General features: G+C 67.5%; 17 protein-coding genes, 2 tRNA genes and 1 riboswitch. Of the genes, 1 reads left to right on the forward strand and 18 read right to left on the reverse strand.

Annotated elements, in window-relative coordinates:
* Positions 1–7 precede the first annotated feature (7 nt).
* The 3 genes from HNO81_RS07505 to HNO81_RS07515 all read right to left on the reverse strand — a co-directional run bounded on the left by HNO81_RS07505 (position 8) and on the right by HNO81_RS07515 (position 3,694).
* The gene (locus HNO81_RS07505; protein WP_175317500.1) at positions 8–1,207 is read right to left on the reverse strand and encodes an ROK family transcriptional regulator; all 1,200 of its coding nucleotides are present in this window, start codon (positions 1,205–1,207) and stop codon (positions 8–10) included.
* 181 nt (positions 1,208–1,388) lie between these two features.
* A complete protein-coding gene (locus HNO81_RS07510) occupies positions 1,389–2,561 on the reverse strand; it encodes a class I SAM-dependent methyltransferase (protein ID WP_175317501.1) in 1,173 nt (390 codons plus the stop codon).
* Between the two features lie 50 nt (positions 2,562–2,611).
* On the reverse strand, positions 2,612–3,694 hold the full coding sequence (locus HNO81_RS07515; RefSeq protein ID WP_175317502.1) for an NAD(P)/FAD-dependent oxidoreductase: 1,083 nt from the start codon (positions 3,692–3,694) through the stop codon (positions 2,612–2,614).
* A 46-nt stretch (positions 3,695–3,740) separates the two neighbouring features.
* On the opposite strand from HNO81_RS07515, the gene HNO81_RS07520 reads away from it, so the two are divergent.
* Positions 3,741–5,069, forward strand: coding sequence for a class I SAM-dependent methyltransferase (locus HNO81_RS07520; RefSeq protein WP_175317503.1), 1,329 nt, complete (start codon positions 3,741–3,743; stop codon positions 5,067–5,069).
* Between the two features lie 80 nt (positions 5,070–5,149).
* Here the strand turns inward: HNO81_RS07520 and mctP are convergent, their stop codons facing one another.
* From mctP to HNO81_RS07595, 15 genes are all read right to left on the reverse strand, one after another.
* Positions 5,150–6,826, reverse strand: a complete 1,677-nt coding sequence (mctP, locus tag HNO81_RS07525; RefSeq protein WP_175317504.1) for a monocarboxylate uptake permease MctP — start codon at positions 6,824–6,826, stop codon at positions 5,150–5,152.
* Positions 6,823–7,197, reverse strand: a complete 375-nt coding sequence (locus HNO81_RS07530) for a DUF3311 domain-containing protein (RefSeq protein WP_175317505.1) — start codon at positions 7,195–7,197, stop codon at positions 6,823–6,825. Before HNO81_RS07530 ends, mctP begins: the two co-directional genes overlap by 4 nt.
* Positions 7,198–7,389: 192 nt before the next feature.
* Positions 7,390–7,462 (reverse strand) — tRNA-Ala (locus tag HNO81_RS07535).
* Between the two features lie 245 nt (positions 7,463–7,707).
* Positions 7,708–7,780: transfer RNA gene (locus tag HNO81_RS07540), tRNA-Ala, on the reverse strand.
* Between the two features lie 114 nt (positions 7,781–7,894).
* Complete coding sequence (gene rsfS, locus HNO81_RS07545) at positions 7,895–8,296, reverse strand: ribosome silencing factor (protein WP_175317506.1); 402 nt, start codon at positions 8,294–8,296, stop codon at positions 7,895–7,897.
* Between the two features lie 42 nt (positions 8,297–8,338).
* Positions 8,339–9,691, reverse strand: coding sequence for a hypothetical protein (locus tag HNO81_RS07550; RefSeq protein WP_175317507.1), 1,353 nt, complete (start codon positions 9,689–9,691; stop codon positions 8,339–8,341).
* Positions 9,692–9,698: 7 nt separating this feature from the next.
* Positions 9,699–10,313: a nicotinate-nucleotide adenylyltransferase gene (gene nadD, locus HNO81_RS07555; RefSeq protein WP_254703359.1), complete on the reverse strand. Its 615-nt coding sequence runs from the start codon at positions 10,311–10,313 to the stop codon at positions 9,699–9,701.
* Between the two features lie 55 nt (positions 10,314–10,368).
* Positions 10,369–10,608 carry a hypothetical protein gene (locus HNO81_RS07560; RefSeq protein ID WP_175317508.1) on the reverse strand — a complete coding sequence of 80 codons (240 nt, stop codon included), beginning with the start codon at positions 10,606–10,608 and terminating at the stop codon, positions 10,369–10,371.
* Between the two features lie 79 nt (positions 10,609–10,687).
* Positions 10,688–12,067, reverse strand: a complete 1,380-nt coding sequence (locus HNO81_RS07565) for a glutamate-5-semialdehyde dehydrogenase (protein WP_175317509.1) — start codon at positions 12,065–12,067, stop codon at positions 10,688–10,690.
* A gap of 26 nt (positions 12,068–12,093) precedes the next feature.
* Entirely contained in the window at positions 12,094–13,245 is a 1,152-nt protein-coding gene (gene proB / locus HNO81_RS07570; RefSeq protein WP_175317510.1) for a glutamate 5-kinase, read from the reverse strand.
* A complete protein-coding gene (gene obgE, locus HNO81_RS07575) occupies positions 13,235–14,824 on the reverse strand; it encodes a GTPase ObgE (RefSeq protein WP_175317511.1) in 1,590 nt (529 codons plus the stop codon). Before obgE ends, proB begins: the two co-directional genes overlap by 11 nt.
* Positions 14,825–14,941: 117 nt before the next feature.
* The gene (gene rpmA / locus HNO81_RS07580; protein WP_009372867.1) at positions 14,942–15,205 is read right to left on the reverse strand and encodes a 50S ribosomal protein L27; all 264 of its coding nucleotides are present in this window, start codon (positions 15,203–15,205) and stop codon (positions 14,942–14,944) included.
* 61 nt (positions 15,206–15,266) lie between these two features.
* Positions 15,267–15,575: a 50S ribosomal protein L21 gene (rplU, locus tag HNO81_RS07585; protein ID WP_003803420.1), complete on the reverse strand. Its 309-nt coding sequence runs from the start codon at positions 15,573–15,575 to the stop codon at positions 15,267–15,269.
* Positions 15,576–15,837: 262 nt separating this feature from the next.
* Positions 15,838–17,358 (reverse strand): bifunctional hydroxymethylpyrimidine kinase/phosphomethylpyrimidine kinase, encoded by a 1,521-nt coding sequence (gene thiD / locus HNO81_RS07590; RefSeq protein ID WP_175317574.1) that lies wholly within the window; start codon positions 17,356–17,358, stop codon positions 15,838–15,840.
* A gap of 7 nt (positions 17,359–17,365) precedes the next feature.
* A riboswitch (TPP riboswitch) is annotated at positions 17,366–17,463 on the reverse strand.
* Positions 17,464–17,637: 174 nt separating this feature from the next.
* Positions 17,638–21,054, reverse strand: a complete 3,417-nt coding sequence (locus tag HNO81_RS07595) for an Rne/Rng family ribonuclease (protein WP_175317512.1) — start codon at positions 21,052–21,054, stop codon at positions 17,638–17,640.
* Positions 21,055–21,246 lie beyond the last annotated feature (192 nt).

Consider the following 21,246-nt stretch of genomic DNA (forward strand, 5'->3'; position numbering starts at 1 on the left):
GTCCCGGTCAGCTTTCCAGCAGGAGCCGCTGGGCGCGGGGCGCGAGGGTATGTTCCAGGACCAGCGAGGCCGCACCGATCGCTCCGACGTCCTCCCCCACCCCGGTACCCACAACCTCAATGGGGTGGATCAGGCGGGCGGCGCTGTTGGCATCCAGCAGCGGCGGAACCAGTTCGAGGTAGCGCTGCGACAGGCAGGTCCAGAAGGGGCCGCCGAAGACCACGCGCTCGACGTCCAGCGTGTTGGTCACCACCGAGACGGCCCGCGCCACCAGGGCGGCGGACCTGTCCAGGATGGCCGCAGCACCTTCATCCCCTGCATAGGCACGGGCGCAGAGCTCGGCGAAGCTCTGCTGGATTTCGGCAGCGTTTCCTGCCGGGGGTCCCTCCAGGATGCCAGCGGCCTCCGCTTCCGCCACCAGGACCTGCGGAATGGCGGAAGATTTCACGCAGCCGCGCTGTCCGCAGTCGCAAAGGGGTCCGCCCGGGTCCACGATGATGTGGCCGATCTCGCCGGCATTGCCGGATGTCCCCCGGACTACTTCGTCGTTGAGGACGATTCCGCAGCCAATGCCGGTTCCCATGTACATGAACACGAAACTGCCGGCACCGCTGGGGCCACCCGCCCATGTCTCAGCCACGGCGGCGCTGGTCACGTCCTTGTCCACCAGGACGGAGTAGCCGGTGGCCTTGGCCAGCGCGTCCCGCAGTTCCACCCGGTCCCAGCCGGGGAGGAGCGGCGGATCCACCACGGTTCCGTTGTCCAGGTCGATGGGGCCGGGAGCAGCCACCCCCAGTCCGGCAATCCGGCCCTGGTCCACACCGGAATCCTCCACGAGCTGGGCCAGTTCCGCGGCGATGGTGGCGATAACGGCGGCCGGATCGTTTCCGCCGGGGGTCTTGATCCGTGAATGCCGTACCACCGCGCCCACGAGGTCCAGCACCACGAACGTTGTCACCGCAGGATCCAGGTGCACCCCCAGGGCGTACATGCCGCCGGGATTGAGGCGCAGAATGGTGCGCGGCTTGCCGGGGCCGCTGCCTTCCTTGCCTGCCTCGACGATCAGGTGCTGGTCCAGCAGCCGGCGGGAGATGTTGGAAATAGTCTGCGGCGACAAGCCGACGATCTGGGCGAGTTCAACCCGGCTGAGCCCGCCGGATGTCCTGCGGATTGCGTCGAGGATGACGGTGAGGTTGAAATCCCCCATCCTGGGCAGATTGGTTCCGCGCCTCGGAGAGGATTGGCGGGTCTCAGACACTGTGTCCCCTAAACGTCTTCGGCTACCTGGCGGTGGTGATGCTTTGAATCGTACGTTACGGGTGCGCCCGCGCCCATATGCGCGCGCGGTGGCGCGGCGGATGTTTTGGCCGGTGGGGCCGGGGTTCGGGTCAGCGAAGGCCGCGCGTGCTGCGGGTGACCGTGAACTTCGGGTTGCGGCCTTCAACCACTGTGGGTCCTACGTGCCGTTCCAGGGCGGGCAGGTAGGACAGGTGCCGGTTATAGACGGTCCACAACTCACCGCCGGGTGCCAGGACGCGTCCCGCCGCCTCGATCATCTTCAGTCCGGCGCCGGCGTGCACGCCCGCCCCTACGTGGAAGGGCGGGTTCAGCAGGACGGCGTCCACTGAACCGGCAGGGAACGTGCTGAGGGCGTCGTCCTGCAGCACGGTGATCCGGTCCGCCAGTCCGTTGGCGCGTGCGGTGGCCAGCGCGGACTGCACGGCGGCGGCAGACTGGTCCGTTGCCGTCACCGCGGCGGAGGGGAACTGCCTGGCATACATCGCGGCAAGGATCCCCGTGCCGCAGCCGAGGTCAACGGCGTGCCGGGCCGGCTTCATGGCCGGCAGGAACGTCAGGAGGAAGCGCGTGCCGATGTCCAGCCTGGGCCCGGCAAAAACAGCGCCGTGCGCGGCCACGTCCAGATCCAGCTCGTCAAGGTGCTCCATGACAGGAAACCGTGGGGAAGACGCAGGGGTTTTGGGACCGGAGGCATAAAGCACCCGGGATTTCTGCCGCGCGAGCTGGGGCTGGACGGAAGAGAAGTACCGTTCGAGGACTGCGTTCATGCCCAGTGACATGTGCTTCACCCGGCCACCTGCCAGCAGGCGGACGTCCGGCGCCGCGTACCTGGCCACGGCGGCCGCGATCTCCTCCAGCTCAGCCAGCGTCTTGGGCAGCTGCAGCAGGATGGTGTCCGCTCCGGCCAGCAGCTCGGGACCCAAGGGCAGCTGGAGGAAGTCGGATCCGCCGCTGCCCGGAGGGAGTCCGGCAGCGTCCCGCCGTGCTGAAAGTTCGGCAGCATTGAGCTGCAGCGCCCGCTCCCCGGTAACCAGGTCCTGGTGTACGCGCAGCGAGGCCGGGGCAAGCAGATCGGCGGCACCGAGCGTCAGGGCGCCGAAGCGGTCTCCGATAACGGCCACGGTGCTGCCCGCCCGCCCCAGCTGGACCGCCGATTCCAGCAGGAGCCGGTCGGTGGCGTCCCAGGCCTGCAGGTTGGGAGCTTCAACGTCGGGCCGCCGGCGCAGCATGTCGAAGATTTCCGCCAGGGTGTTTTCTGCCACCGGTGTCCTGCCGCCTTCTGTTGCCCTTGCCGGCCCCGGAGCCCGGGGCATCAACCCAACGTTACCGTTTCCGCCGCCGCCGCAAAGCCCGGCAGCTTCAGGATCGCAGCCACCGCAGCCCGCCCTGCCCGGTTGGCTCCGATGGTGGACGACGACGGCCCGTAACCAACCAGGTGGACACGCGGCTCGGGTGCCACCTGCGTCCCGTCCATGGCGATCCCGCCCCCAGGCCCACGGAGGTGGAGCGGCGCCAAATGCTCCAGTTCCGCCCTGAAGCCCGTCGCCCACAGGATGACATCGGCCCTCTGCAGGGTGCCGTCGGCACGGCGGACCCCCTCGGGTTCAATGGCGGTAAACATGGGCTGCCGGTCCAGAGCCCCGCGTTCCTTCGCCGCACGAAGGGCAGGCGTCCAGATCAGGCCCGTCACCGATACGACGCTTTGCGGCGGGAGCCCCTTGCGGACGCGCTCCTCCACGAGCGCTACGACGTCGTGGCCCGCCCTGGCATCAAATGCTTCGTCGCGCCACACCGGCTCCCGGCGGGTGAACCAGCTGGTGGAGGTGATCAGTGAAATTTCCGCCAGGAGCCCCACGGCGGAGATACCTCCGCCCACGACAGCGACATGCCGGCCTTTGAACTCCTCGGCGGAGACGTAGCCGGCAACGTGAAGCTGCCTGCCGCGGAACGTTGACTGCCCGGGATAGACGGGCCAGAACGGGCGGGTCCACGTGCCCGTGGCGTTGATGAGCGCCTTGGCGCTCCACTCACCGCGGGACGTCTCGATCCGCAGCCGCCCCACCGGACTGCTGTCTTCGCGCCGGACGGCCCAGACCTTGACGGGCCGGTGGACGGTGAGGCCCAACTCAGCCTCGTAGTTGCCGAAATAGCGCGTCAGGAACCCGGAACTGGGCTCCGCCGGATCTACGTCGGGTTTTGCGATGCCGGGCAGGTCGCTGATCCCGTTGACCGTACCCATGCGAAGGCTCTTCCACCGGTGCCGCCACGCACCCCCGGGACCTTCCTCGGCGTCGAGCACGGCATAGTCAACGCCCCGGCGCTGGAGGTGGTACGCGGCCGACAGGCCCGCCTGGCCACCCCCGATGACCACCACATCGGTTAGGTCAGCAATCACTCCCCAATGATAGTCGTGGAGGCCGGCCCGGCCTTAGGGTGGGCGCATGAACACAGAAGCAGCATCACCCGAACCAGGAACTACGGGGCACGCCGCGCGGCTGGAAAAGGCCTTGGGGGTTGTTTTGGGAACCGCGCACTCACCTCTGCGGCTCCGGGCGTGGGATGGCTCTGAAGCGGGACCGGCCGCCGCGCCCGTGCTGGAGTTCAAGTCCCGCAAAGCACTGCGGCGCATCCTCTGGTCGCCGGGACAGCTGGGCCTGAGCCGGGCATACGTGGCGGGCGACATCGACGCTCCCGGTGACATTTTCGCCGCCTTCACGGCCCTGAGCTCGGCGGGAAAGTTTGCAGAGCCAGGCCCGTTCCGTCCTCTCTCCGCCGGCGAGCTCTTGCTGCTGCTGCGCACCGCGGCCCGCCTCGGCGCCATTGGGCCCAACCCCGCTCCACCTCCCGAGGAAGCGCGGGTGGCCAAGAAGGGCAGGATGCACTCCCGCCGCCGGGATTCGGCCGCGATCTCCCATCATTACGACGTCGGCAACGACTTTTACGCCCTGGTGCTGGGGCCCTCCATGGTCTACTCCTGCGCCGTGTGGCCTGAGGATGCCGGGCCGGATGGTGGCCCAGTCGACGGCCTGGATGCTGCGCAGGAGGCCAAGCTGGACCTTGTCTGCCGCAAGCTGGGGCTCCAGCCGGGAATGCGGGTCCTCGACGTGGGATGCGGGTGGGGCAGCTTCGCGCTCCACGCTGCAGCCAGGTACGGCGCCACGATAGTGGGCGTGACGCTGTCAACAGAGCAGGCCACGCTGGCGCGGAAACGTGCAGCGGATGCCGGCCTCACGGACAGGGTCGAAATCCGGGTACAGGATTACCGCGACGTGACGGACGGGCCGTTCGACGCCATCAGCTCCATCGGCATGTCCGAGCACGTGGGCCGGGCCCAGACCCCCGCGTACGCTGCAGCGCTTTTCGGGCTGCTGCGCCCCGGCGGCCGGCTGCTGAACCATGCCATCTCCTGGAACGCGGGCCCCACCGCTCCGGATCCGGACTCGTTTATCCCCCGGTACGTCTTCCCGGACGGCGAGATGATCAGCCTGGGCGAGATGGTCTCCGCCCTGGAAACCGCCCGGTTTGAAGTCCTGGACGTGGAGGCCCTGCGGCCCCATTACGCCCTGACCCTCCGGGCCTGGGTCAGCCGGCTGGAGGAGAACTGGGAGGAAGCGGTGCGCCTGGCCGGTGCGGGGCGCGCACGGGTGTGGCGGCTCTACATGGCAGCCAGCGCCATCGGATTCGAAAATGGGCTCACCGGGGTCAACCAGGTCCTGGTGCGCCGGCCGGGCGGGGAGGAACCACCGCTGCGCCGTAGTGCCTGGCTGTGACGCCAGCGCCCTCCTGCCGGGACGTCACCCGGCAGGAGGGCGGTCTGGTGACCCTGCGGGCGGGCCTCAATCCGGCCCGGCTAGGCGACGGGGGAAGGTCCGCCCGGCTGGGTGAAGTGCCGCGTCTTGTCGATCTGCACCACTTTCGGATCCGTTTCGTCTGCTGCGTAGTCCGTGGGCCGGGTAAGGTCCACTCCCGCGCGGACTTTCAGGGCCCGCAGGATAAGGGTCAGCAGCGCTGCCACCACCAGGTTCAGCACGAACGCCGATACCGCGATGTAGACGCTGAAGTCCGTGCCCGGGATGGGCGCCACGGAACCGCCGAAGTGCGCCTTGGTCACGGGATTGACCACGTTGTAGGCGGATACGGTGCCGAAGGTGATCCCCACCGCCCAGCCCGCCAGGAGGGCCCAGCGGTCGAACCACCGGGTGTAGAGGCCTGCCACGACGGCGGGGAAGGTCTGCAGGATCCAGATGCCGCCCAGCAGCTGCATGTTGATGGCCGCAGACTGGTCCATGGCGATCACGAAGACCAGGGCGCCCACCTTCACCACCAGGGAGACAATTTTGGACACCTTCGCCTCGGTCTTTGGATCGACGTCCGGGCGGATGAAGTCGCGGTAGATGTTACGGGTGAACATGTTCGCCGCCGCGATGGACATGATGGCCGCCGGCACCAGCGCCCCGATGGCGATCGCAGCCAAAGCGATTCCGGCAAACCAGGCCGGGAAGTGGTCCAGGAACAGCTGCGGCACCACCAGCTGCGGATTCACCGACCCGTCCAGGTCTATGGGCCTGGTACCCGCCTTGATGGCTACGAAACCCAACAGAGCCAGGAAACCAAGCATCAGCGAATACAGCGGCAGGATGGCAGCATTGCGGCGGATGGTGTTGCGGGCCTTGGAGGCCAGCACCGCCGTGACCGAATGCGGGTACATGAAGAGCGCCATGGCCGAGCCCAGGGCCAGCGACCAGTAGGCGGAGTAGTTGGCCTCCCCGGGCACAAAGACACCTGCCGGTTTGCCCGTTGCCGGGTTGACGGTCCCCAGTTTGGTTTGCGCCGCCCCGAAGATGGAGTCCCAGCCCCCGAACTTGATGGGCAGGTAGATCACGGCGACGATCACGGCGAGGTAGATCAGCAGGTCTTTGACGACGGCGATCATCGCCGGGGCGCGCAGGCCCGAGGTGTAGGTATAGGCGGCCAGGACCACGAAGGCGAGGATCAGCGGGAGGTCCGTCAGCAGGACGTTGCCGGAACTGCCCAGGCCAAGGACGGTGAGCACCGCTTTGATGCCCACCAACTGCAGCGCGATGTAAGGCATGGTTGCGACGATGCCCGTCACGGCGACAGCCAGGGAGAGCCAGCGGCTCCCGTAGCGGCCTCCTACGAAATCGGCCGAGGTGACGTAGCCATGGCGGTGGGAGACCGACCACAACCTGCTCATGATGATGAAGATGATGGGATACAGGACGATCGTGTACGGCACGGCGAAGAAGCCGCTGACAGCGCCGGTGGCCCACATTGCCGCGGGCACCGCCACGAAGGTGTACGCGGTGTAAAGGTCCCCGCCCAAGAGGAACCACGTGATCCAGGTACCAAAGCCGCGGCCGCCGAGTCCCCACTCGTCCAGGCTGTGCAGCCCCTCCACCTCGGCGCTGCGGCGCCATTTGGCGGCCAGGAAGCCCATCACGGCCACGACGACGAAGAGCAGCACCACAATGATCAGGGCAGTCCAGTTGATGTCGCGGGCGTTCATGGCCGGTCCCCTCCGAAGCCCGATCCGGCTGAGCCGGTGCCCGCCCGCGGCGGGCCACCGGCACGGGCCTCGGCCCGCCGTCGCCGGTCTTCCCTGGTGACCAGCCAGTACGCGCTGCTGGTGAGGATCGCGGATATCGGAACCCACAGCAGCTGGTACCAGTAGAAGAACGGCATCCCGCCCAACCTCGGCGCATCAAAGGAGTAGAGCTGCGGCAGGAGGGGAATCAGGATGGCGGCAGCAAGCAGGATGCCGGCGCCGAGGTAAGGGGCGGGCCTGGCCGGTCCGCGGATGGGGGTGTCCCGCGTCAAGCGCCGCGGTTCTCCGGGAGAAGTGGGGTCTTTGGGGCTGTAGCCATCTGCGTGGGACATCTGCGACCTCCTCGTCAGCATGTCCCGCGGCCGCCGCCTCGGACGAAAGCGGTCCGGAGGCGGGACGATGTGCCCTCATTCACAGTTGTACCGCTCAGGGACCGGCATCGGAAGGGGTTTGGCCCATAACAGTTGCCGGTGGCAACAAAAAAAGGGAACCATACGGGGATGGTTCCCTTTTCTCTGTATCGGTGGAGCTGAGGGGACTCGAACCCCTGACCCCCTGCATGCCATGCAGGTGCGCTACCAGCTGCGCCACAGCCCCGTACTTTTCGCTGATCCGGTCGAATTCCCCGGAGCAACCTGACCAGAGTAATGCACTTTTCCGCCGGACGCCAATCGGCCGCCCCCTGGCGCTGCAGCGCCCTGAACGCACCCTGTCCCGGACACATTCCCCCGGAAGGCGCGGGTGCGGGTCCGGACCGCGGTGTACTTCATCTACGCCGGAGGCGCCGGGACGGGCGCACAAAAAAGTCCGCCGGAACCTTACGGTTCCGACGGACTTACCGGTGGAGCTGAGGGGACTCGAACCCCTGACCCCCTGCATGCCATGCAGGTGCGCTACCAGCTGCGCCACAGCCCCGGATGGTTGCTGCCCTTACGAGCTTTCTTCAGGGTCTCCCCCGAAGCAACTCAAATATCTTAGAACAGCAATTCCGAAAATTCCAAATCGGGAATATTCACCGCAGGGCGGGGCCTACTCGCTGTCGGAAACGGCACCGGCTTTGGCGGATGAGTCGTCACCGAGCTGGAGGTCAACCACGGGGCAGTCCTTCCAGAGACGCTCCAGGGCGTAGAACACGCGGTCTTCCTCGTGCTGGACGTGGATGACGACGTCGGCGTAATCGAGTAGGACCCAGCGGCCGCCCGACCTGCCCTCACGGCGGACCGGCCGCAGGTCCTGCTTGGCGAGTTCTACTTCGATGCCGTCCACGATGGCGTTGACCTGGCGCTCGCTGGGCGCAGATGCGATGAGGAAAACGTCAGCGAGGGCCAGCCGTTCACTCACATCCATGGCGACGATGTCCTGGGCGATCTTGTCCGCGGCAGCTTTGGCAGCTGTTCGGGCAATGGCGATGGACGATTCTGTTGCAGTCACGTGACTCCTTGGTTGGTTTAAGTATTGATGCCGGCAGGCGGGTCAGCGGGACATGCCGCTGATGATCAGGGTGACGCCGGCGATGAGGGCCAGGATCCCGAATACGAGAATGCTGAACTGGAGGACGCGGTTCCGGCGGGCCCTTGTCAAGCCCGCGGTGGCGGCGTCCAGGGGATCCAGTCCGTACGCGGACCGGGCCGGAACCCGCGGAAGATCCTCGAAAAGATCTTCCGACCGGTCCCGCGGCTTGCTGTCCCGCGTGGCGTGGGAGGTTTCCGCCGGTCCGGCTGCCTGGTTGGGACGGCCCGCAGACTTGGCGGCTGCCTCGGCCAGGGCGATGACCTGGGAACGGCCCGCGGCGGAGGCCGGGGCGGACGGCTTGGGACGGGCGGCCGGCCGCCGATTTCCTGGCACCGGAACCTTGGTGCCCGGCCTGGTGATGACCGGAACGTGGGAGGTAGCCGGTGGCTTCATGACCGGCCGGTCGACGCCGGGCACCTGGACGAACTCCAGCGGCGTCACCATCGCCAGGTTGTTCGCGGTGGACGGCCCCGGCTTGTTCTGGGGCGCAGAGTCCCGGGGAGCAGAGTCCTGGGGCGTGGGGTCTTTTGGCGCTGGCTCTTTTGGCGTGCGGCCCTTTGCTGCCGGGTCCTTTGGCGCTGGGTTTTTGCCCGGACCGCCGGCCGTACTGCCCGCCTGCTCGGCAAGCTTCTGCCGGGCGAGGGCTCGGCGGTTCATCACGGCCGCCCGTTCGGCCAGGGCAATCTGTTCGGCCAGGATGTCCGGATCCACGGCTTCCGGGTCCAGGGAGGCAATGTGCTCCATCTTGGCAATCTGGTTCCTTGCCTGCGCGGCAATCAGCGCGCGGGCCTCCAGTGCCTGTTCCACCGTCATGCCCTCAGGGGTGTTTCCGGGCGAGCCCTTGGAACCGCTGTTCTTCTCACCGGGAGCTTCAGGGCGTTCCCCCGCCGGCTTTGCCGCGGGCTCCGCAGCGGCCGGGGGTGCAACGACGGGATTGGCGGCAGTCAGCGCCTGCTCTTTGAGTTGCTGCAGACGCAGCTGGCGCCGGGTGGGCGGGCCGCCGGCGGCAAGCTGCCCCTCTTTTTCCTCAAGCTCCTTGATGGTACGCAGCGTGGCCCGGTCCCGGGCCCGGATCTGGGAGGAGCGCTGCGTGGCCGGCGACTCCGGGGCCCCTTGAGGTGGCGCCGCGGAGGTGGCTCCGACGGCGGCATCAGTGTGCGGTGCCGGATCCCGGCCGTCCCGTGAAGGTGCACTGGCAGCCGGCCGGTCCGCGGCAGGCAGGCGCTGCTCCGTGGCAGGCAGGGCAGCCTGTTGGGCGTCCCTGGCCTTCCGGAGTTCCCGGCGGCTGCGGATTGGGGGCTGTTCCTGACTCATTGAGAACTCATTCAGTACTGGCTGGTTCGCGTGCTTCGGAAGTTGGGTCGTCCACGCCTGCGGGCGGGTCGGAATACAGGCCGTACTTGGCGATGTACTGGACCACCCCGTCCGGGACCAGATACCACACGGGGTTGTTCGCCGCGACGCGGGCACGGCAATCTGTCGACGAGATGGCCATGGCCGGTACCTCCAGCAGGCTGACATCGTCGCGGCCCATGCCGTCCAGGACGTGCCCTGGACGGGTCACACCGACGAAGTGGGCAAGGGACCACAGTTCGTCGATGTCTTTCCAGGAGAGGATCTGGGCCAGGGCGTCCGCGCCGGTGATGAAGAACAGATCCGCGTCAGGGCGCTGTTCCCTCAGATCCCGCAGGGTGTCAATGGTGTAGGTGGGACCTGGACGGTCAACATCCACCCGGCTGACGGTGAAGCGTGGATTCGATGCCGTGGCGATAACGGTCATCAGGTAGCGGTGCTCTGGCTCGCTGACCTGCTTATGGGACTTCTGCCATGGCTGCCCGGTGGGGACGAAGACCACCTCGTCAAGGTCGAACTCGGCCGCTACTTCGCTCGCTGCCACCAGGTGGCCGTGGTGGATGGGATCGAATGTCCCGCCCATCACGCCCAGCCGCAGCCTCCCCCGGGCCCCGTTGCGGAGCAGGTTGTGGGAAATCTTAGTGGCCCTGCCCGCGATCGTGCTTGTTGGGGTGCTGGCGGTGCGGATCCGCGTGCTCCTCGGTGGCGGTGTGCCGGTTGCCCAGGTTGCTGTAGGACAGGGTGATGAACAACAGGACCGCCAGGATGCAGAACATGGATACGCCGAAGACCCACGGCTCAGCCCACAGGGGCGCAAGCTCCTCATGGCCTGATTCACCGGCGGCGGCGACGGACGTGGCAATCTGCTGGAGCAGCATTTTCTCCCCTATGTTCAAGGATTTACGGGCAGCGGAACTTTCCGCTGCTTTCCGGGTTCTGGTCTATGTTACCGCGTTGCTACCCGCGGACCTGGCCTTCACCCTGGACGATCCATTTGGTGGTGGTGAGCTCGGATAGGCCCATGGGCCCGCGGGCGTGCAGCTTTTGGGTGGAGATGCCCACCTCGGCACCCAGGCCAAGCTCGCCGCCGTCGGTAAACCGCGTGGAGGCATTGACGATCACCGCTGCGGAATCCACCTCCGCGATGAAGCGTTCGGCGTTGGCAAGGTGGTTGGTCAGGATCGCCTCGGTGTGCCCCGTGGACCAGGTCCGGATGTGCTGGACGGCTTCGTCCAGGCTGTCCACCATGGCCACGGCAAGGTCCAGGTCCATGTATTCCGTTCCCCAGTCCGCGTCTGTGGCGGGCTCGGTATCGATGCCGGGCAGCGCCGCCTGAACGCGCGGGTCCACATGGAGCCGGACGCCGGCTTTGCGCAGGGCGGCTGCGACGGCGGGCAGCACCGTTGAGCCGGAGTGCACCAGCAGCGTCTCCACCGTGTTGCAGACGCTGGGCCGCTGGGTCTTGGCGTTAAGCAGGATCTCCACGGCCATCTCCTCGTCGGCGGATTCGTCAATGAAGATATGGACGTTCCCCTCCCCCGTTTCGATGACCGGGACGGCGGAGTTGGTAACCACTGCCTGGATCAGGTCCCGCCCGCCGCGGGGAATCAGGACGTCGACGCGGCCACGGGCCTTCATCAGCACCGTGGCACCCGCCCTGCCGTACTGGTCCACCGTCTGGACGGCATCGGCCGGGAGCCCCACGGATTCCAGGGCGTCACGCAGGATCCGAACCAGCACCTGGTTCGTGGCCTCCGCTGCGCTGCCGCCGCGGAGGATGACAGCATTGCCGCTCTTCAAGGCAAGTCCGGCGATGTCAACGGTGACATTGGGCCGTGCCTCGTAGATGGCCGCCACAACACCCATGGGTACGTTGACCTGGCGGAGGCGCAGCCCGTTGGGGAGGGTCTGGCCGCGGACCACGTTTCCTACCGGGTCGGGGAGGTTGGCCAGGTTGTCCAGGGCCGCCACCAGGCCGGCCACGCGGGTTTCGGTGAGGGTGAGCCGGTCCAGGAGTGCGGCGGAAGTGCCGTTGGCCTTGCCGCGCTGCACGTCGGTGGCGTTGGCCGCGAGGATGGCCTGGACGTTCTCCCGGAGGGCCGTGCCCACGGCGCGGAGGGCGCGGTCCTTCCATGCACGGTTGGCGGTGGCCATCCGGCGGGCAGCGTGGCGGGAGCGGTCGGTGATGGCGTGGACAGCCAGCTCCACGTCCGCAGCGGACAGTTCTGAAACTGCCGCGGGAACCCCAGCCGCTGCCGGTTCTGCTGAGGCACCCGGCTGCACCTGGGCAGCAGTGGTTCCGGAATTTTCAGCACTATGGGTCAGGGCTTCAGTCATGATCCAAGTTTAGGCGAGGCTCCGGCTCAGACCAGCACCAGGTCGTCAACATGAACAACTTCACGGTCATAGCCGCTGCCCAGCGCCTCGCCCAGCTCATGAGTGGAGCGCCCCAGCATCCGCGGCAGTTCCTCGGAGGAGTAGTTCACCAGGCCGCGGGCAACAACGGTGCCGTCGGCTGCGGCGAGTTCGACGGCGTCGCCCGCCTCGAACTCTCCGCGCACTGCAGAGATTCCGGCCGGGAGGAGGGACGTGCGGTGGTGCCGTACGGCGCGCACTGCGCCGTCGTCCAGAACCAGCCTGCCCTGCACCGAGGCAACGTGCGCCAGCCACAGGAGGCGGACCGGCTTGCGGGAGCCATTGACGGAGAACCACGTTCCCACGTCCTCGCCGTTCAAGGCAGCTGCGGCGTTCGGCGTGGACGTCACTAGGGCGTGGATGCCGGACGCGGCCGCCATGCCGGCGGCCTCCACCTTGGTCATCATGCCCCCAGTACCCACGCCGGCCTTGCCAGCTTTGCCGATGGACACGCCCTCGAGGTCGTGCGCGCCGGTGACCAGCGGGATGCGCGTAGCACCCTGGGCGGGCGGTCCGTCATAGAGGGCATCGACGTCGGACAGCAGCACGAGCGCATCGGCGCGCACCAGGTGAGCCACCAGAGCGGCGAGCCGGTCGTTGTCACCAAAGCGGATCTCGTGGGTGGCCACGGTGTCGTTTTCGTTGACCACAGGCACCACACCAAGGTTCAGCAGCCGGTCCATGGCGCGGAGGGCGTTAGTGTGCTGGCTGCGGCGCATCAGGTCCTCAGCCGTAAGCAGGACCTGGCTGACGGTGACGCCATGCGCGCCAAAGGCCTGCGTGTACCGGGCCATGAGGAGGCCCTGGCCTACGCTGGCAGCGGCCTGCTGGGTGGCCAGGTCGCGGGGCCGCTTGGCCAGGCCCAGCGGAGCAAGTCCGGCGGCGATGGCCCCGGAGGACACCAGGATAATCTCGGCGCCCGCATTGCGCTTGGCAGCCAGTGCGTCAGCCAGGGCGGTCAGGGACTCCTCCGAGATGCCGCCCTTGATGCTGGTCAGGGAGGAGGAACCCACCTTGACCACGATCCGGCGGGCACCGGCAAGGGCACTTCTATCCGCGGCGCCCCCTGCCGGTACCGCTGTGAAGCCCTTAGAGGTCATCGCCCGTTTCCATGCCACTTTCCTTGACGGGCTGGGCAGCGCGGCGGCCACTGACGGACTCGGTCCAGATCCCGGCTTTCCGCTCTGCTTCGAGCTCGGCGCGGGCTGCAGCCTTGGCGTCCCGGCGTTCCTGCTGCTCTTCGCGCTTCTGGCTGCGCGTGGGGCGGTCGCCGATGTCGGCGAACCGGACATCGGTGCCGCGCGGCGAAGCAAGGAGCTCGGCACCGGCCATCATGGTGGGTTCCCAGTCGAAGACAACGCCGTCATCGTCACCGATGACCACGGTGTCCCCGGGCTTGGCGCCCTGCTTGAACAACTCCGTTTCCACTCCCAGCCGTGCGAGGCGGTCCGCGAGGTAGCCGATGGCCTCTTCATTGGTGAAGTCGGTCTGCTTGACCCAGCGCTCAGGCTTTTCGCCAAGAACGCGGAACAGCGGCTCCAGGTTCTTCTCCTCGCGCCGGATCTTGAACCCGGCTTCGTTGACGGCACGGGGCCGCAGCACGACGGGCTGCACCTTGGGCGGTGCAGCCGCGACGGCGTCGCGGGCCGCCTTGACGATCTCCGCCATGGCGAAGCCCAGCTGACGCAGGCCCTCGTGGCTGGTGGCGGACACTTCGAAGACGCGGTAGCCGCGGGATTCGAGCTCCGGGCGGACGAATTCGGCCATGTCCTTGCCGTCGGGCAGGTCCACCTTGTTGAGCGCGACCAGGCGCGGTCGGTGGTTCAGGGGAACCACTTCACCGTTCTGGCCGGCGTAGCTCATGTCAACGGCGTATTTCTCCAGCTCGCCCTCGATGATGGCGAGGTCGCTGAGCGGATCCCGGTCGGATTCCAGGGTGCCGCAGTCAAGGACGTGCACCAGTGCCGCGCAGCGCTCCACGTGGCGGAGGAAGTTGTGGCCCAGGCCGCGGCCCTCACTGGCGCCCTCGATGAGGCCGGGAACATCGGCAATGGTGAAGCGCACATCGCCGGCCTGCACCACGCCGAGGTTGGGAACCAGGGTGGTGAACGGGTAATCGGCGATCTTGGGGCGCGCGGCCGACATGGCCGCAATGAGGCTGGACTTGCCGGCTGACGGGAAACCCACCAGGGCGATGTCGGCGATGGACTTCAGTTCAAGGACGACGTCCCGGGAGTCACCCTCGATGCCCAGCAGGGCAAAACCGGGGGCACGGCGCTTCTGCGAGGACAGGGCCGCATTGCCCAGTCCGCCCAGACCGCCGGCGGCGGCCACGAATTCGGTGCCTTCGCCCACCAGGTCAGCGAGGACCTGGCCATCCTTGGTCTTGACCACGGTGCCGTCCGGTACAGGCAGGATCAGGGTTTCGCCGTTCTTGCCGCCGCGCCAGTCGCCCATGCCGGGGCCCCCGTTGCTGGCGTGCCGGTGGGGTGCGTGGTGGTAGTCGAGGAGGGTGGTGGTCTGGTGGTCCACGCGGAGGATGACGTCGCCGCCGTTGCCGCCATTGCCGCCGTCGGGTCCGCCCAGGGGCTTGAACTTCTCGCGGTGGACGGAGACGCAACCATGGCCGCCGGTTCCGCCGGATACATGCAGTACTACCCGGTCTACAAAGCTGGCCACGTGGTTCTCCTCAGGTGCTGTTTATCTGGCGCCCGGGGACGCCACATCGATTGTAATGCTGTTAAAAGAACAGTGGAGCGGACCCTCAGGCCCGCTCCACCGCTTCAGAACTTGTTGTTACTCTGCAGCTGCAGCAGCAACGATGTTGACCACGCGACGACCGCGGCGGGTGCCGAATTCAACGGCGCCCGGGGTCAGGGCGAACAGGGTGTCATCCCCGCCACGGCCAACGCCGGCGCCCGGGTGGAAGTGGGTGCCACGCTGGCGGACGATGATTTCGCCTGCCGAAACAACCTGGCCGCCGAAGCGCTTGACGCCGAGGTACTGAGCGTTGGAATCGCGACCGTTGCGAGTGGAGCTCGCGCCCTTTTTATGTGCCATCTGAAATGCCTGCCTCTAAATTCTGGGGAATCTGTTGAAATACCTGAACAGTAACCGGTGGTTACTTGATGCCGGTGATCTTGACCTTGGTCAGTTCCTGGCGGTGACCCTGGCGCTTCTTGTAGCCGGTCTTGTTCTTGAACTTCTGGATGACAATCTTAGGACCACGCAGGTCCTGAAGGATTTCAGCCGTGACAGTTACCTTGGCCAGGTCGGCGGCGGCGGAGGTGACCTTGTCACCATCAACCAGGAGCAGTGCGGGCAGCTCGATGGTGCTGCCGGCTCCACCGGCGACGCGGTTCAGGGTAACGAAGTCTCCAACGGAAACCTTCTCTTGGCGGCCGCCTGCGCGGACAATCGCGTACACCACTTGGGAACTCACTTCTCTCGACGTTTATTACAAAATTTGCGTGCGGAACCGACTCGGAAAAGCCAGGATTCTCGCTGTGCCTCAACGCCGTGGGGTCATAACCCAAGTGTTGGCGTAAGCACCGAAGATCCAGAATACGCTAAATCCATCTACGGCCGCAAATGAGGCTGGTTCCGGCGGCCCGGGTGTGGTAGTAACCACACCCAGCAGGCAGCACCGCAACCTTGCCTCTCCATGATACCGGCGGTGCTGCCCGTCGCGGTCAGGAATGAAGTCTCGGCGCGTCGAAGAATTCCACTTCGAGGCGGCAGGACTGTTTAAACGCGGTCACCATGGCCTCCCGTTCGCCGTCGGAGGCCCTTCGGCCAGCCGCATCCACGATGGCGACGGCCCGCCGGGTGGCCTCGGCGAAGCCCTCGTCGGCGTACGTGCGCAGCCAGGCCGCGTAGGCATGCCCGTCCGGTTTCCCCGAGGCAAGGAACTGCGTGTGCAGCTTTTCGCCCACCTCGGCGTAGAGCCAGAAGCAGGGCAGGACCGCGGCAGCCAGGACCGCATAGCTGCCCGACGCCGACGCAGCAGTGAGGTGGTCCACGTACGCCTTGGTGACGGGGCCAAGTCCGTCCTGGGCGGGACGGGTGCTGAGCCATGAGCGGTGCAGCTCGGACTCAACCTCCAGGCATTGTTGGGAAGACCCTGCCCAGAACAGCTGCTCCGCCTCCGAGGGGGCCAGGGCACTCGCGCGGGCCAGCACCCGTGAGTAGCCGTTCAGGTACAGGGCATCCTGGGCCAGGTAGTAGGCAAAGTCCTTCTCGGCGAGGCTGCCGGAGGCCAGGCCCTGAATGAAGTCCAGGGCGTAGATGTCCGTGAGGTGCTGCCGGGCGTCCACCCACAGGCGTGCGGCGAACCCGCCTTCCGCCACAGCCGGCCGCACATGGTGGAAATGGTGGACGGGACCGTTTCCGTGCCCCACCTCAAGCTGCGCCGAGTTTTCGAGCGCGCCGGCCAGCCAGGGTTTGACGGTCCGCAAGGAGGCCTCCCAGTCACCGAGCCGCGCCTGGACGGTGGCCATCGCAGAGGAGAGGGAGCAGCCGGTGCCGTGGCTGTTGCGGGTGGAGATGCGCCTGCCCTGGACCTCCACCACTTCCTGGGAGAGCACGCCGGCCGTGTTGACCAGCGCGTCCGGGCAGTCGGCCCCCGCCAGGTGGCCGCCCTTGACCAGTACGGTGGCTCCGGTGGCATCCGCCAGCCGCCGTCCCTGGTCCAGTGCAGCATCCCAGGTTTCCGCCGGGTCCAGGCCCGTCAGCATGGCGAGCTCCGGAAGGTTCGGGGTGATGAGGTGGGCCAGCGGGAGCAATTCCCGCAGGGCCGCCTCCGCGGATTCCTTCAGCAGCCTGTCGCCGCTGGTGGCCACCATCACTGGGTCCAGGACCACGACGGCGGGACGCACCGCGGCAAGCCATGAGCGGACGGTGCGGATCACCTCGTCGTCCCCCAGCATGCCGATCTTCACGGCGTCGATGGAAATGTCGTCACTGACCGCTTCCAGCTGCCGGGCCAGGAAGGCCGCCGGAGGAACATGGACGGACTGCACGCCGCGGGTGTTCTGTGCCGTCAGGGCGGTAATGGCAGCCATGCCGTATCCGCCGTGGGCGGCAATGCTTTTGAGGTCGGCCTGGATGCCGGCCCCGCCCGACGGATCCGAGCCGGCGATGGAAAGGACCCTGGGGACGTCGCGGCCTGCCGGAGGCGTGGCAGGAGCGCCGGAGACTGCTGGCAGGGGCATGGAAAGGATCGAAGACAAGAGACATCCCTTCGCCGGTACTAGCCGGACAGGTTCAACGGGTGTGGATCTCAGCCGGCCCTTTGCGCGGCACCCCGTGTCGGCTTCCACCCTAGCCCGTGGGCCGCGTCCGCAGGAAAGGATGACAGCCCCGCAACGGGACAGTCCCGGGACAGCAGGAATCCCCACCACCCGGACAGTCCCCGGAGTTCCGGGGGAATGGTCCGCGTGGCGGGGATTCCTGGATGCTGCGAAGGTGTCAGCCTGGTGGGGCTCCCCTGCCTAGAGCTCGGAGGCAGGCACGCCCACGCCGAGGATGATAGGTTCCCCCGCCGCCTTGGCCGGCTCCGCCGGGGCCTTCGCCGGTTCGGGTGCCTTGGCTGCGTGTGTGTGTCCCGCACCTGCAGCCTGGACGTTTTCGTGGTGCTGGACAGCGGTCTGGTTGGCTGCACCCTGGGCACGGCTGGCGGCACGGTGGCGCCGCGGCCTGCGCTGCCGCGACTGCTCCAGTGTGTGGTCCGAGTAGTCCTTTTCGGCAGGAGCTTCAGCTGCAGCGGGGGTGCGGGCTTCCGCTCCCCCACCGGCAGGCTGGCGTTCGGGCTGAACCGGTTCCGCCGCCGTCGCCGGTTCTGCAGCCTTGCCGGGCGCATTCCCCACGGGAGATGCCGGCTGGCCCAGGTGGGCGAAGGCCTCGGCGAGGCGGTCCAGGGTCAGGGCAGGCTTGGGATGCTGGTCCTCCGCGTGCTCCACGAACGGAAGCGGGACTTCCTCGCCGCCAAATGTCAGGACCGCTGCGGGGCGGGCCGGGGCGTCGTCGTCGTGCCTTTCCTCGACGGGCGCCGGCGCGGGCTCAACGGAAGGTACCTGCCGGGCAGCTGCCACCTCGTCGTCATGCAGATGGGCAGCGTGCGCGGCAGCGGCGATGTTGGCCAGGGCGAGCCGGGTGGCCTCCGCCTTGGCATGCCGCTCGGCATCCGTGGGTTCCGGATGGACAGTGTGGACGTGGACGGCCGGTGCCGGGGCTGCGGGAGCCTCGGCCTGCTGGCCGCCGCGTCCCCGCCGCCGCTTGCGTTCGGAACGGGCGCCGGGCTGGGCATCGGCGGTGCGCTGCCCTTCCGGACGCGTTTCCACCCGGGCCTCGGGCCGGTTGTCGGCGCGCTGGACGTGGTGCTCGGCCGCAACAATGTTGGCGCGGCGGTGCTCCACGGGGTCGTCGTGGGTCACCACGCCCCGGCCGGCGCAGGCCTCGCACTGCTCGCCGAAGACTTCCAGCAGGCCGGTGCCCATGCGCTTGCGGGTCATCTGGACCAGCCCGAGCGAGGTGACTTCGGCAACCTGGTGCTTGGTCCGGTCCCGGCCCAGGCACTCCACCAGGCGGCGGAGGACCAGGTCGCGGTTGGACTCGAGCACCATGTCGATGAAGTCGATCACGATGATTCCGCCGATGTCGCGCAGCCGCAGCTGGCGCACCACTTCCTCGGCGGCTTCCAGGTTGTTCTTGGTGACGGTCTCTTCGAGGTTGCCGCCGCTGCCGGTGAACTTGCCCGTGTTGACGTCCACCACGGTCATGGCTTCGGTGCGGTCGATCACCAGTGAGCCACCGGAGGGCAGGAAGACCTTCCGCTCCAGGGCCTTGTGGATCTGCTCGTCGATGCGCCAGGCGGAGAAGATGTCCTGGTCCTTGGTCCACTTCTCCAGGCGGCCCACCAGGTCCGGCGCCACGTAGGTGACGTAGGCCTCGATGGTGTCCCAGGCTTCCTCACCGGAGACGATCAGCTTGGAGAAGTCCTCGTTGAAGACGTCGCGGACCACCTTGATGGTGAGGTCGGGTTCGCCGTAAAGGAGTTCTGGGGCGAGGATTTTGGTGGACGCGGACTGGCTTTCGATCCCTTCCCACTGGGCGCGCAGCCGGTTGATGTCGTGCGTCAGCTCTTCCTCGGAAGCGCCTTCGGCGGCGGTGCGGACAATGACGCCCGCGTGTTCGGGCAGGCGGTCCTTGAGGATTCGCTTGAGCCGGTTGCGTTCGACGTCGGGCAGCTTGCGGGAGATGCCGGTCATGGAACCGCCGGGTACGTAGACCAGGTACCGGCCGGGCAGGGAGATCTGGCTGGTGAGGCGGGCGCCCTTGTGTCCTACCGGGTCCTTGGTCACCTGGACCAGGACGGTATCGCCGGACTTCAGCGCATTCTCGATGCGGCGCTGCTTGCCTTCAAGGTTGACGGCTTCCCAGTTGACCTCGCCGGCGTAGAGGACGGCATTACGGCCGCGCCCGATGTCCACGAACGCAGCTTCCATGGACGGCAGCACGTTCTGGACCTTGCCCAGGTATACGTTGCCGATCAGCGAGTCCTGCTGGGTCTTGGACACGAAATGTTCAGCCAGGACACCGTCTTCCAGGACAGCGATCTGGATTCTGTCGTCGCGCTGGCGGACGATCATCTGGCGGTCCACGGACTCACGGCGGGCCAGGAACTCGGCCTCGGTGATGACCGTGCGGCGGCGGCCGGTGTCGCGGGATTCGCGGCGGCGCTGCTTCTTGGCCTCCAGGCGGGTGGAGCCCTTGACGCTGGTGACCCGGTTGCTCACCGGTGCTTCAGTGACAGCACGCGGTGCGCGGACCCGGGTGACCGTGTTGGGCGGATCATCGTCCCCGCCCCCCGTGAGCTCAAGGTCCTGGTCCCCGCGGCGGCGGCGGCGCCGGCGGCGGGAGGTGACGCCGTCTTCCAGCTGGCCGCTGGTTTCCTCGTCAGATTCGTCGTCGGCGTCTGCCTCGGCGTTGCTGTCTTCGGTGTCCTCGTCGGTCCTGTCGCCGATGCGGCTGCGGCCACGGCGGCCACGGCTGCGGCGCCGGCGGCGGCCGTAGGAATCCTCGGTGTCTTCGGTTTCTTCTTCCTCGTCGGGCTCTTCTGCGGCGGCTGCGGCTGGCCGGGCCACGGTGCTGAGGTCCGGCGCCTGGAAGAGTACTGACGTGGGGGACGCCGGCTCGAGGAAGAGGGAACCGAAGGGGCTGGCAGCCGCGGACTGGGCGCCGTCCTTCACTTCACCTTCCTGGGGTGCCTGCTGGGATGCGGCCGCCTCCGGAGCGGCGGCAGACTCGACGGCGGCGGGCTCCTGGGTGGCCGGCTGCCCGGCCGGAGCAGTGGTCCGGGCTGGGGCGTCGCCGGTTGGTTCGGATACGGCGGGTTCGGACACAGCAGGTTCGGACACTGCGGCCTGCGGAGCTACGTCAGCGGCGGCAACAGTGCCGGCAGCGGGCGCGGAGGCGGGGGACGCAGCCTTGCGCGTGGCTACCCGACGGCGGCGGACCGGTTTGGTTTCGGCATCCTGCGCCACCTCCGGGACCGGGGAGGCGGTGGGGCTTTCGCCCGCTGCGCCGGAGGCCGCGGGCGCGTCGTTGGCGGCAGCGACGGACGGTTCCGTTTCGTGGGCGAAGTCGGGCAGCGGTTCCGCGGCGTCCACCTTTTTCCGTGCACGCGTGCGGCGGGCGGGGGCCTTGGGTGCCGTGGCGGACTCTTCACCGGCGGCAGCTTCGGCCGCTGCGTTGCCGTCGGAGCCCTGGCCGGCGGCTTCCGGCGCCGTGGCTACGGCTTCCGCCGGGGCGTCGGTCTTCGGGGCCGCCTTGCGGCGGACGCGAGGCGCCCTCTTGGGTGCAGCAGCCGCTGCTTCGTCGTTAACGGCCAGTTCCTGATCATTGTCCATATGTGGCGACACTCCTGCCCCTGACGTACCGCCACATCCGGCACCCATTGGGGCACATATTGTCAACACCCGCGGGCATTGACAGAAGTCAAGTGGATACTCCCAGGTTCGCACCGTCATTGGGGTGCGGCAGCCCGTGGGAGCCGGTGGCTGTTCTGAAAACCCGTTGTTCTGCGTGCTACAACCAGGTGC

This window comes from Pseudarthrobacter sp. C4D7 (genome assembly GCF_013359725.1).
In the GTDB taxonomy this organism is placed as follows: Bacteria; Actinomycetota; Actinomycetes; order Actinomycetales; family Micrococcaceae; genus Arthrobacter.